The 14026-nt window shown below is 31.2% G+C and carries 9 protein-coding genes; 8 read left to right on the top strand and 1 reads right to left on the bottom strand.

The features are described from left to right. The first annotated feature begins 58 nt into the window (after positions 1-58). The 5 genes from MARPI_RS07305 (at position 59) to MARPI_RS07325 (ending at position 6795) form a co-directional block, all read left to right on the top strand. On the top strand, positions 59-1084 hold the full coding sequence (locus MARPI_RS07305) for an ABC transporter ATP-binding protein (protein ID WP_014296951.1): 1026 nt from the start codon (positions 59-61) through the stop codon (positions 1082-1084). After that, entirely contained in the window at positions 1084-2247 is a 1164-nt protein-coding gene (locus MARPI_RS07310) for an ABC transporter ATP-binding protein (RefSeq protein ID WP_014296952.1), read from the top strand. The genes MARPI_RS07305 and MARPI_RS07310 overlap by 1 nt, the downstream gene beginning before the upstream one ends. Positions 2248-2267: 20 nt before the next feature. Further along, positions 2268-4010, top strand: coding sequence for an ABC transporter substrate-binding protein (locus MARPI_RS07315; RefSeq protein WP_014296953.1), 1743 nt, complete (start codon positions 2268-2270; stop codon positions 4008-4010). Between the two features lie 117 nt (positions 4011-4127). Next, complete coding sequence (locus tag MARPI_RS07320) at positions 4128-5105, top strand: ABC transporter permease (RefSeq protein ID WP_014296954.1); 978 nt, start codon at positions 4128-4130, stop codon at positions 5103-5105. Positions 5106-5118: 13 nt separating this feature from the next. After that, the gene (locus MARPI_RS07325) at positions 5119-6795 is read left to right on the top strand and encodes an ABC transporter permease (RefSeq protein ID WP_014296955.1); all 1677 of its coding nucleotides are present in this window, start codon (positions 5119-5121) and stop codon (positions 6793-6795) included. Positions 6796-6860: 65 nt separating this feature from the next. On the opposite strand, the gene MARPI_RS07330 is transcribed toward MARPI_RS07325, so the two are convergent. Then, positions 6861-10631 (bottom strand): glucodextranase DOMON-like domain-containing protein, encoded by a 3771-nt coding sequence (locus tag MARPI_RS07330; RefSeq protein ID WP_014296956.1) that lies wholly within the window; start codon positions 10629-10631, stop codon positions 6861-6863. A 211-nt stretch (positions 10632-10842) separates the two neighbouring features. Here MARPI_RS07330 and panC point away from each other — a divergent pair, with 211 nt between their 5' ends. Genes panC through MARPI_RS07345 form a run of 3 tightly spaced genes read left to right on the top strand, consistent with a single transcriptional unit; the run spans position 10843 to position 14025 of the window. Continuing rightward, a complete protein-coding gene (gene panC, locus MARPI_RS07335) occupies positions 10843-11685 on the top strand; it encodes a pantoate--beta-alanine ligase (protein WP_014296957.1) in 843 nt (280 codons plus the stop codon). Positions 11686-11696: 11 nt separating this feature from the next. Further along, positions 11697-13583: a methyl-accepting chemotaxis protein gene (locus tag MARPI_RS07340; protein WP_014296958.1), complete on the top strand. Its 1887-nt coding sequence runs from the start codon at positions 11697-11699 to the stop codon at positions 13581-13583. Beyond that, positions 13561-14025, top strand: a complete 465-nt coding sequence (locus MARPI_RS07345; RefSeq protein WP_014296959.1) for a chemotaxis protein CheW — start codon at positions 13561-13563, stop codon at positions 14023-14025. Before MARPI_RS07340 ends, MARPI_RS07345 begins: the two co-directional genes overlap by 23 nt. Position 14026: the final 1 nt, after the last annotated feature.

Consider the following 14026-nt stretch of genomic DNA (forward strand, 5'->3'; position numbering starts at 1 on the left):
TATTTAGCGTGTAAAAATAATTAAAATATTTTAAAATATATATTATGAGGTGATAGAGTTGTCAGAGCCAGTTCTTATAGTCGAAAACTTAAAAACATATTTCGACATAGCTGAAGGAACAGTTAAAGCAGTAAACGGCGTATCCTTTACTTTAAATCCCAACGAATCATTAGGAGTTGTTGGGGAAACAGGTTCAGGAAAAAGTGTTACAATGAAGACCATTATGGGACTTATAAAAAAACCAGGCTATATTCCAGAAGGTAGAATTTTATTCTTAACTGATGAATTCAGTAAAGACGGTAAAAAAGAGTATGTTGATTTAACCAAACTTACCCCACAGCAATTTACACGCATTAGAGGAAGACATATTGCTATGATCTTCCAGGATCCAATGACATCCTTAAATCCGATGTATACTGTTGCTGATCAAATGATCGAAACTATTATGTATCATCAGAATGTTTCTGAATTAGAGGCAAGAAAAAGAGCTGTAGAATTATTAAGAAAAGTTGGAATTCCAAATGCAGACAAAAGAATAGATGATTATCCATTTCAATTCTCTGGAGGGCAAAGACAGAGAATCGTTATTGCTATAGGTTTATCATGTAATCCCGAATTATTGATTGCAGATGAACCTACAACAGCACTTGATGTTACAATTCAGGCTCAAATACTTGAGTTAATGAAAGATCTTCAAAATGAATTTAACACAGCAATGATATATATTACACATGACTTATCTGTTGTAGCTGAAATAGCAGATAAGGTTATGGTTATGTATGGTGGTAACCAGATGGAGGTTGCCGATGTAAATACAATCTTTGAAAAGCCAACACATCCATATACAAATATGTTGCTTAATTGTATTCCAAGACACGACGCAAAAAAAGATGAATTGGAACCAATTCCTGGGCAACCGCCAATAATGCTCGATCCTCCAGATTTGTGTCCATTCTTGCCAAGATGTCCAATGGCAACGGAAAAATGTAGAAAAGCAAAACCAGATTTAAACGAACTTGAACCAGGACATTTTGTAAGATGTTGGAATCCTGTATTGGACGCAAAAATGGGAGGAGATAAATAATGCTTTTAAGAGTTAATAATTTAAAAAAATATTTCCCTATAAAACACGGATTTATTGTTGAAAAAACTGTAGGATATGTAAAAGCAGTTGATGATGTTTCATTTACTCTTGATAAAAATGAAACATATGGTCTTGTTGGAGAATCTGGTTGTGGTAAGACAACTATCGGTAAAACAATTTTAAGATTATATAATCAAACAGATGGTGAAATCTTTATTGATGACGAAGATACAAGTTATTTCTTCATGAAAAGATCAGAAGCAAGAAAGTATCTTCAAAAACATTATATAGATGTATTACATGAAGGAATAAAGGAAAAATCAGAATCAGAATTCTTAAAATCAATTCCAGATTATAAAAGAAAGTATTTTGAATACATTATAAAAAATGGTGAAGCAAGATTTATAAATTACATGCTTTCAGATTTAAAGCAAAAAAGAATGCATTTTAGAAGAAAGGTACAGATTGTTTTCCAGGATCCAACATCCTCATTGAACCCAAGAATGGCTGTTGGACAGATACTTGCTGAACCGCTTTTATTCCATGGTATTGCAAAAAACAAAAATGAAGCGTATGATATAGTTAGAGAAATACTTGTAAACGTTGGATTAAAAAAATACCATGTTGATAGATATCCACATCAGTTCTCTGGAGGACAAAGACAGAGAATTGCTGTTGCAAGGGCAGCTATTTTAAAACCAGATTTAATCATTCTTGACGAGCCAACTTCAGCTCTTGACGTTTCTGTTCAGGCACAGATAATCAAATTATTAAAAGATTTACAGAAGGAATTAGAAGCTGGATATCTCTTCATTTCACACGACTTAGGTGTTGTAAGATTCATTTCAAATTATGTTGGTATTATGTATCTTGGAAGAATGGTTGAATATGGCGATTCTGATGAAATATTTGACCATTATAAACATCCATATACAGAAGCTTTATTAAATGCAGCTCCTGTACCGGATCCTAAAAAGAGAAGAGACAGAAAACAATTTATTATACAGGGACAGGTTCCATCTCCAATTAATAGACCAAGCGGATGTTTCTTCTCACCAAGATGTAAATATGCATTTGAACCATGTTCAAAGAAATATCCACCTTATTATAAAGTAGGTAATAATCATTTTGTAAGTTGTTATAAGTATGAAGCAAAATCATGAAAATCAAGGGAGGGAGTAGCATGAAGAAGTTATTAGTATTGTTGTTTGTTCTTGTTACAGCATTAGCTGTGTTTGCAGATGAAGTAGATTGGGCTATTGAAGATGTTGCTGGAAAACCAGGGGGAACACTTTTCTTAAGTACAACATCAGGTCCAAAAACTATGAACCCAGCATGGGCACAGGAAACATCTTCAACAGAAATTATTGGATGGGTATTAGACACATTGGTACATTCTTCAAACAAAGGTTTGCCAGAATTACCAGGTTTAGCAAAGGAATTTTCAGCTGAAGTTACAGCAGACGGAAAAACAGTATATACTTACGTATTGAGAAAAGGTTTAAAATGGTCAGATGGCGAACCATTAACAATTGACGATGTTATCTGGTCATTTGAAAAAATTTGGTTCGATCCAAACATGACAGCAAACGGAAATGGTGGATACCTTGATGCTAATGATGAATTACCAACTATTAAAAAAGTTGATGACTACACAGTAAAATTCATTTACAACTCAAAATTCAGAAGAGGTCATCAATCAATAGGATGGGCAGAAATCTTACCAAAACACGTATTAGAACCATATTACAAAGCAGGTAAATTCTCAGAAGCATGGTCATTAAAAGAAATAGATAAAGTTGTAGGTTCTGGTCCATTTGTATTAAAAGAATACAAAGAAGGCGTTAGAGTTGTATTAGAAAAGAACCCATATTACTATAGAAAAGATAAAAATGGTGTACAATTACCATATTTAGATAAAATCATTTATATTGTTGTTAAAGACTTAAACACAGCAAGACTTAAGTTCGAAGCTGGAGAAACAGATATCTATTCACCAACAGCAGAAGAATTCCCAGAAATCAGGGCAATGGCTGACGAAAAAGGTTGGATAGTAAGACAGGGTGGACCAAACTTAGGTTCAAACTTTGTAACATTCAACTTCAATGCAAAAGATCCAGTTAAGAGAAAATGGTTCAGAAATGACCACTTCAGAAAAGCTATTGCATACGCAATTGATAAACAAACATTAATCGATGTTCTTTACAATGGATTAGGTGCTGCATTATACGGTCCTGTATCACCATCATCAGGATACTATAATCCAGAAGTTGAAGAATTAGGATACAGATACTCATTAGCAAGAGCTAAGAGAGAACTTAAAAAAGGCGGATTTGTATTAAAAGGCGGAAAATTATACGATGCAGATGGAAATCCAGTTAAATTTGAATTAACAACAAACGCAGGTAACAACGTTCGTGAAGAAATTGGAAACATCTTAGCAGAAAACTTAAAGAAATTAGGAATTGAAGTTAACTTTGCACCAATGCAATTCAATGCACTTGTTGGTAAATTGGTATCAACAGGAGATTGGGAAGCAATTATTATTGGTTTAACAGGTTCTGTAGATCCAGCATCAGGATGGAACGTATGGAAATTAGATGGTGGATTACATTTCTGGAACTACTCACCAGAAGTAAAACCAGATATGTTTGACGAAGAATTAAAAGCAGATTACTGGGTACCAGATTACGAAAAGAGAATTGACGAAATTATGAGAGCTCAGGTTGGAGCAGTTGATGAAAAAGAACTTAGAGACTTATTCAACGAATTCCAGATGTTAGTAGCAGAACATCAGATTTTAGTATACACAGTTGCACAGAACTACTTAGTAGCATACAAGAACACAGTTCATATCTACAATCCAGAACCAAATCCAGCAGCTGGTGTATTATGGTCAGCATGGAACATCTGGAAAGATCAATAATACATAATTTTATGTTTAATTAATTTATTATTATCTTTTTAATTTCAATTGGGAGTGGGGGAATGTGGAGATTTCTCCACTCCCTTTTAAATTCATTCCATAAGGAGGTCAGTTTTAATGTTAAAGTATATTTTAAGGAGGCTTATATTAGCCATTCCTGTACTTCTTGGAGTTTCCATTTTTTCTTTTATGATTATTTCACTTGCTCCAGGTGACTTTTTGGATTCTTATAGAATGAATCCGGCAGTTAACCCTGAACAGGTAAAGAACCTTGAAAGAAAATTTGGTCTTGATAAATCCCCTGTTGTACAATACCTATTATGGTTGAAGAATATTCTTCAAGGTGAATGGGGAGATTCATTTACCTATCAGGTTCCTGTTTGGGATTTAATCTGGAGAAGAGCAGGAGCAACATTATTACTCAGTATCACTACATTCATTTTTACCTGGGGGATAGGTATCCCGCTGGGTATATATGCGGCGTTACACCAGTATAGTATTGGTGACCAGATTATAGGGGTTATAGGTTTCATAGGATTATCTATACCTAACTTCTTCTTTGCATTATTGTTCCTCTATTTTGCAGCAAAGACAGGTGGAAAGATATTCCCTGTTGGTGGATATATCTCATTAGATTACGATACATTCCCAGCATGGAAGAAATTTTTAGACCATGTATGGCACGTATTAGGACCTATGATTACTCTTGGTACTTCAGGTTTAGCTGGTACAATGAGGGTTATGAGAGGTCAGTTGCTTGATGAATTAAAACAGGATTATGTTGAATTTGCAAGAGCAAAAGGTATGCCAGAAAAGGTTGTTATTTATAAACATGCTTTGAGAAATGCTATAAATCCAATAGTTACATCATTGGGTTTTGCAATTTCCGGTCTTTTAGGTGGAGCTGTTTTAACAGAAAACGTATTTGGATGGCCAGGTATGGGGCAATTAATTATTGAAGCTCTCATGCAACAGGATATGTTTGTTATTATGGCTGATATTATGTTAGCTTCTGTATTGTTGGTTATAGGTAACTTAATTGCTGATATCTTACTCGCTGCTGTTGACCCAAGAGTAAGATTAAGATTAGGATAACGGAGGGAAGATAATGGCTGAAAATAAAGAAATAAAAAACAATCAGGAAAATCAGGACGTTTTTGAGAAACAATTTTTGTCCACCCCTCAGTTAATATGGAGAGCTTTAAAAAGACATAAATTTGGTATGGTTTCAATGTGGATTTTGATTATATTCTATATTTTTGCATTGTTTGCAGATTTCTTATCTCCAATGGATTATAGGGTACAGCATATACAATATAAGTTTGCTCCTCCAATGAAGGTATTCTGGAAGGATGTAACAGGAAAATCTACAGGACCTCATGTATATTTATATAAAAGGGTAAAGGATCCAGTTACATTTCAGAGTACATATAATCCAGCAACATATTTTGATAGATTTGTTGCATATGATGATTTAAATTTTGATACAGAAAAGGAAACAGAATTAAGCCTTCAGGAATATAATCCAGATTTCGAATCAACAGTAACAAATTATCTTTTCGTTTTAAAATATGAAACATATGCTGTTGATAAAAATGGAAAAGAATACAAAATTGATTCTCAAATAAAAGAAGAACCTTTAGTAACCTTTGAAGAATTAGGAATTGCAGGAAAAACTGTTGAAGCAGATGAAAATGGATATATTTCTACAGATCAAATTCCGTTATTAAAAGGAGATAAGGTTCTTTTAAGTGAAGAAAACAGTAATCTCAGTAAGGTATTTTATTTTGAAGAAAACCCAAAAACAAAAAGAAATCTTGATAGATATAATTTAAAGAAAGAAGATATTACAGAATTTAAAAAATATGTTTTACTTGATACAATCTCAGTTGAAACAGAAGAAGATTTTTATGAATATTATCCAGAAAACTTAGAAAAAGTAAAATTAAAAACATTTAACATTAAATTCTTTACACATGGTTGGGAATATAAATGGCTTGGTTTAATTCCAATGGATCTTCATTTATTTGGAGTTGAAAAAAGTAAATTACCATATTTTGCAGAAGATTATGCAACAAAAGATGGAATTATTTATCTCTGGGGTGCAGATAAATTTGGAAGAGATATGATTAGTAGATTGGTATTTGGAAGTAGGGTTTCATTAACAATAGGTCTTTTAGGTATTGCTATTACATTTACTATAGGGTTATTCCTTGGTGGTGTTGCAGGTTACTTTGGTGGATGGATTGATGAAGTGTTAATGAGATTTACAGAAATACTTATGTCAATTCCAAGTTTCTATTTGCTTGTTTCATTGAGTGCAATATTGCCATCAGAACTTTCACCAGCTATAAAGTATATTCTTATTATAGTAATACTTTCATTTATAGGTTGGCCAGGAATGACAAGGGTTATCAGAGGTATGACTCTTGGTTTAAAAGAAACAGAATTTATTCAGGCAGCTGTAGCATTGGGATATCCATCAGGTAGAATTATCTGGAAACATTTATTGCCAAATACTGCTACATATGTTATAGTTTCAGCTACATTATCCATACCAGGTTATATTCTTGGTGAAGCAGGTCTTAGTTTCCTTGGTTTGGGTATCAGGGAACCCTCTGCAAGTTGGGGATTAATGTTAGCTCAGGCACAAAATATTACAGCATTAACTAATTATCCATGGTTGTTATTGCCAGGTTTATTTATCTTTATAACAGTTCTTGCATTTAACCTCTTTGGTGATGCTATAAGAGACGCACTTGATCCAAGAGCATTAGGACATTAATATTTAGTTATATAAATATCAGCCCTCTCATTTTTGAGAGGGCTGATTTGTTTAATATTTTAATATTAAAAATCTATTTCTACAGGTATTAATGTTGCATATTTTTCTTTTGAAGCATCATATGAAGATAATACTTTATGCTGATCATAACCTTCTGGAACGATAATATCAAGAACAAATGGTCCAAAATCACCAGCATCTGATGGATATCCTCCAAGTGTCCATTGTCCTGATTCAGGAGTTACTGCTCTGAAGTGATCTGCACCATATCCATCCTGAGAACCAACCATAAAGTATGCAAATATTTTATTTGAATCCATTTTTAAATATTTTTTCATTACTATAACTGAAATAATTTTTTCTCCAGGATCACATTCTACCTGAACACCTTCTGGAAATTCCTGATCATTTGAATCAGCAAGCAATTGTCCATATGAAGGCCAACCGGCAATTTTTATGAAATAATCCCATGGATGTGCAGTATCAAATTGAACCCTTGCACCTTCTTTATAAGTAGAAACTTTTCCACCATCTTTGGTATCGAGATAAATATTTATAAGCTGATGTGAAAAACCTTTTGGAGCTCCCCATGGATTTGTAATTTCACCAAATTTGAATTTAAATACAATTGAATCATCTGCATCATAAACCTTTACCCATTCAATATCCCATAATCCTTTAAATGGTTCAAAAGCACCGTCTTTTGGATATGTATATCCTCCAGGACCATCTTCGTCTCCTATAGGATCTTTAAATTCTTTTACTAATTTTCCACCAATTTCTTTTGGAATCATTACATGTACAGGACCACTATTTGGTGCGAAATCAACATCTTTTGAATTGCCTTTTTCAGTATATGCCATAACAACTGCAAGATTAAATTCATCACCGCTTTTTACACCAATTAAATCGTAAGGAATTTTAAATTCAACAATGTTTCCTTTTACTGCGATTAGATCCTTTTTCTTTCCACCAATCATCCATCTTTCTGTTCCGCTTGCATTATAATAATATAAATCTGATAATTTAGGATATTTTTGTAAATTGAAAGAAAATCTCTTTGCCAGTGCGAAACCGAGATCGGTTACTTTTTCTCCTACTCCGGAATATGCAGTCCTTGTATTTAATTTTTGTGCTCCTGGTTTATCTGTGTAGATTTCTAATTTATAAGGTTTACCTTTTAAATCTTCAATGGATTTTTTCAATTCTACAGCTACATATAAATTAGCATTATCTCTTCCCACATAAATTCCTGAAATTAAATCTCCTTCTTTATACATTACGCCAGAATCATCATCAAGGTAATATGCGGATTTTTCCATTTCATTATCGGATATTTCGCCATCGAGAACAATTTCAACTTTTCCAATATTACCTTTACTTGCTGTTGAAGGGCGTTTGTTTGCTATATATAAATATCCAGGGATTTTTTCTTCAGGAACTCCTGCAAGTTTATATATTTGAATTAAAAGTTTCTTAAATTGCATATCAAATAATACTTCATTTGGTCCGGCATCCTGATCGCTTCCATACCACCAGAACCAGTCACTACCTTCTGCAGCGTATAATGTATTTAATGCCTTTTTGAAATCTTCTTTAGATATATTATCTTTATTACTCATTAAAACTTCTCTTGCTTTTGCCAGTCTATCCCATGCTTCATTTTCTTCCTTTTCTCCGTACCAGGTATCTAAGCTTCCACCAACCCATGAACCTTTTGGCAATTGATTTAATTCGTTATTTACTCCGTAATTTTCAATATATTCTTCAGGTGTAACAAGTTCTATATATGGATCATTTGATAATGCTTCATAGAATAATTTTCTGAAATCATTACCGTTATTTGGGTAATGTTCCCAGGCGTTTTCACCATCAAGAGCTACAGTTACAACCATATCACCTTCATCATTCATCTTTTGAATATTATGTAAAGCGCTTAGAAAATCTTTTACAGCTCCTTCTTTAGACATATTAGAATATTTAAAACCTATTCTGTCTGAAAGGTCTGTATCTCTAAAGAATACCACTACACTTTTTCCGTCTACTGTTACTTTATATGGTTTATATAATTGATGTGGATCGCCTGTATTTATTCCAGCTTTTTGAAGTATTTGTTTATCTGTAACTATCCATTTTACATTATTATCTGCAAACATTGGAACAAGTGGAGTGCTTACAGCCTGTTCAGAAGGCCACATACCTTCAGGTCTTTTTCCAAAAATTTCTTCGAAATAACTTAAACCTTTTTCTATTTGAGCTTTTGCGTCTTCTGGCCAACCCATATCTATTAATAATGGCAAAATTGGGTGATAATAAGGTGTTGTGGTTAATTCAATTTTTCCTTCTTCCCATAATTTTTGATATTTTTCAACTATACTATTCATTAATTCATAATGTTTTGAAATTACGTAATCAAGATCATCCTTTGTATAATTTCTATCTTTTTCCATAAGTGCTTTTAATCTTTTGTCAGCATTTATATATTCTATATTTATCCAGTATAAGTTCCACATTACTTTTAAATCAAGCCAATCCTGAGAATTGAATTCTTCATTTTTATCTCTTTTTTCCCTTAATTCAACATATCTTGGATGTGTATCTACAAATTGAGGATTTATATCAAAAAAGTGCCACTTTACAAAATCCTTTTCTTCATCTGTAAGATTATCTTTTAATGATAATTTAAGATATTTATCTTCTCCGCCGTTTTTTACATAATCCATTAATTGCATTAATAATACAGGTGTGATATTAAAGGTTACTCTTCCAGAGGTAAGGTATTTATCTACAAGATCAGCCATATATGGATAATCGTTTACGGCATGAGCTCTAACCCATGGCATTTCAGCATCCTTTTCGCCAGGTATTTTATAGGCAGGTTGATGATGATGCCAGATAATAACTACTTTTAAAGGTTCCTTATCTTCATTTCCTTTTGGAACTGAATTTAAAAATGCTTCTACGCTTTTTTCATTAATTTCATTAATTTCTGGTGCATTGGAATTATCAGAAGCTGTAGCTTGAGGAGGTAAATCTCTCCAGGAAGCAACAGAATCCTTTTGTTCCTGTTCAATATCTTTTACTATAACAACTCTATTTGGAATTTCCTCTCCATTTTCATCCTTTTCAACAGTATCCCAGTTTCCTCTTGTATATTTATATTCAAGTCTTTTTCCAACTTCTGTTTCTAATTCAAATGTTGCTTTTAATCCATTTCTTTTCATTGCCAGCTTTCCAGGATCCCAATTATTAAAATTACCAACTATATAGATAACATCATTTTCTGGAGTGTTTGGAGGCAGGGTTACCTCAAATTTTACAACGGCTTTTTCACCAGGCTGAGCAGCAGTTTTTATTTCAGCAGGAATATCTGCCCAGCTTTCAACAGTATCTTCAACAATTTTGTTAGAATCAGCAATAACTTTTCTATTTGCTATTTCATTTCCGTCTTTATCCTTTTCAACTGTTCCCCAATTTCCCCGTGTATATTTATACTCAATCTCTGTATCTTTATTAACAGTGATAGTAACAGTTCCTGTATTGCCATCTCTGTTTAATACATAAGCGTCATCGCCAGGATTCCAATCATTAAAGGAACCTACAATATAAACCTTTTCATCAGCAGGTGTGTTTGAAGGTAAAGCTACTTTAAAGGTTAATGTAACTTCTGAGGTGTTGCTTTCTACTTTTGCATTTGATTCAACAGATGTTTCTGGTGGTGTAATTGCTGTGGTAGTAGATTGCTGTTGAGCACCACAACCAACAAATAATACCAATGATAAAATACTTAATAAGATCATGAGCACATAGCCATGACGAAGATGTGTCTTTTTCATAGACTCTTTAACCCCCTTTTAAAATTTGTGATATACGGTATTTTAATATATATATCTTCACTCAAAGATAATTATACACCAAAATATAATATTTTTTCAAGTTTTTAACTGTTTTCTATATAAAATATTTATAACCTATTATATTTTGATTTATGTTTTTTATATGGTAAAATTCTTTTAGAAAAAGAATTTGAATAGAGGGGGAAAAAGTATGAAAGTAATAAATTCTATTAATGAAATGAAGGATATTAGAAATTCGCTTATTATGGAAGGCAAAACTATAGGTTTTGTTCCAACAATGGGGTATCTTCATAAAGGACATTTATCTCTTGTAAAACAGGCGAGAGAAGATAATGATATTGTTGTTGTGAGTATTTTTGTAAATCCAACGCAATTTGGTCCAAATGAAGATTTTGATAGATATCCAAGAGATTTAAATAGGGATATGGAGTTATTAAAAGAATTTAACGTTGATTATATTTTCCATCCTGATGTAATGGAAATGTATCCAGACGGATATTCTACATATGTTGAAGAAACAAAACTTACAAATGTATTATGTGGAAAGTCACGTCCTGGGCATTTTAAAGGAGTAACAACAATAGTTTCAAAACTTTTTAATATCGTTAGACCAACAAGAGCTTATTTTGGTCAAAAAGATGCACAACAATTTAGAGTATTAAGAAAAATGGTTGATGATTTAAATATGGATGTAAAAATGGTTGAAATGCCTATTATTCGTGAAGAAGATGGATTGGCTATGAGTTCAAGAAATATTTATTTAAAAGGCGAAGAAAGAGTTCAGGCATTAGCATTGTATAAATCATTATTAAAAGCAAAAGAATTATTTGAAAATGGTGAAAGAGATGCTACAAAGATTAAAGAAGAAATGAAAAAGGTTTTTGATGAAAATCCGCTTGTAAAAGTTGATTATATTGAAATTGTTGATGAATATAATCTTGAACCAGTTGAGAAAATTGAAAAAAGAGTTCTCGTAGCTGTTGCTGCATTTGTTGGTAAAGCGCGTTTAATTGATAATATAATATTAGGATAGGGGTGGCGAAAGTGTCTCGCATATCAATGAAGGTTTTATTAAATACTTTTTCAATGATAATTATAATAATTGCTGTATTTGCTACAATATTTTATTTAAAATATGATCTTGAATCAAAAGTATATACTCCGCTTTCAGAAAGCATTATGAACGAAATCTCCCAGACAGGAGATTTTATATCCATGTATTTTGAAAATGAAATGCTAAAACTCAAAACTGCGTCTTCACAAATAACTATAAGTTCTACCAATACTATTGAAACATTAAAAGGTTTAAAAGATACTCTTAAAGAGTTTCCGGAATTTGAAGAATTTTTTGTGGCAAATAGCGAAGGAGAAAGTATTTCAAGTTCAAATATCTTTACTAATATTTCAAGATATAGATATTTCAGAGATATATTTAATACAGATAAAAAAAATTCTTTAAGTGATTTATATATTTCAAAAATTTCCGGTAATGTTGCAATTATCCTTGCAACTTCTGTAGAAAAGAATGGTAAAAAATATCTTTTTGGTGGTGCTTTAAATTTAAAGGATTTATTTTCAAAAATTCAAAAATATAAATTCAAGGATTATGGAGAGATATTTTTTATAGATAAATTGGGAAATTATTTTAGTATAAAAAATGAAGGAGATATTGACTCTGGAACATTTGCGAAAAATTTTAGAGATAATATTATAAGGGATTTAAAAAATGAAGAAGGTTATATGGAAGTAAAAAAGAACAAGGAAAATTATTATTTGTTTCTAAGTAAGATTTCGTTTCTTGATTGGAATATAGGATATTATGTAAAAAAAGATATGATTTCCCCAAAATTTACAAAATATTATATATATGGAGGAATATTTACTCTACTGTTGATATTGTTTGAAATTTTAGCTAATCATATAGTATTGAAAAAACGTTTTAATAAATCAATAGATGTATTAAAATCAGAATTAAAGAAATTAAATGAGTTAAATTTCAATTCAACAAATATTACAGTTAAGGAACCTATGTTTATAGACTTTACAGATAATTTGCAACTTACCATAGTAAATTTGAAAGAAAATTTTGAATCATTTTCTCGTAAAGTAAATGCATTAGAAAAATTTCTTGCACAAAATAGATTATTAATAAATGAAGAATTAAAGAGAATAGGTGAAGAAGAGGAAACAGTAGAAAAGCTTTCAAAAACCTTTGAAGCAATATCAAAATCCATTTCCGATTCACAAAAGATTTCTGAAAGCTATAAATCCAAATTAAATAATTATGATGATGAATTAGAAGAATTACGCCATATATTACTGAAATCAAAATCGAAGATATCATATTTTTCTGATTTATCCAAAAAACTTATAGATATATCTGAAAAGGTTAGTGATTTGTCGTATAGAACAGAGATTTTGTCTTTGAATGCAGCATTAGAAGCATCAAAAGAAAAATCTTCATTAACCTTTGCTGTTATTGCAGCAGATATGCGAGATATGTCATATACATTGAAAGAGTTTAATAATAAAACCGTTTCTCATGTAAATCATATTAATGAGAATCTCAGCGACTATAAAGAAAACCTTAATGAGTTATTTGATAATATTGATAATAATATTTCTGAATTAAGAAAAATATCCGGTAATTTCGAAGAAATAGAAACTTCAATAAAAGAACATAATCTTTCTGCTGCCCAAATTAAAAACGTTTTAAATCTTTTAAAAGTAGTAATAGGAAAGAATAAGAATATTATGAACGATATTGTATCGAATTTTGAAATGATAGAAAGAAACTTTAAAGAGTTGAAAAAGGCATTTGTAACCAAAAAAGCTACAAAGAATCTTGAGGAGATTTTTCAAAAATTAGAAGAAATAGAAAAAAAGGAAAATATTGGAAGTGAAAGTAATGATGAAAACCAATCCGTTTAAAGATTTAAAAAAGAAAATTCTGTTAAAAGATAAAATGGATAGCTTTATTATATTTAAGATTAAAGATATGCAATATGCATTAAAAACAGATTATGTTAAATATATACTTCCATATTTAGAAGTAAAAAATGTAGAAAATATGCCAGAATATATTAAGGGAACTATTATTTATGAAGATATTCCAATTACGTTAATAGATATGAGCATACTTCTCAATCAGCAATCTCAGGAGTATACAGATAAAACTTTTAATATTGTATTTTCTATAGAAGATAAAATGTATTCTATATTTACTAATAATATAATAGATGTAATAACTATAGATAAAAATATATTAAAGGATGCCGGGGAAGAGTTTAAAGAGTATTTTTTTGTGGATAAAATTTTTTCATATAATATGGAAACATTTATGGTGATAAATCCTGAAAAGCTAATAAGTTAGA

The sequence above is a fragment of the Marinitoga piezophila KA3 genome (assembly GCF_000255135.1).
GTDB lineage: Bacteria > Thermotogota > Thermotogae > Petrotogales > Petrotogaceae > Marinitoga > Marinitoga piezophila.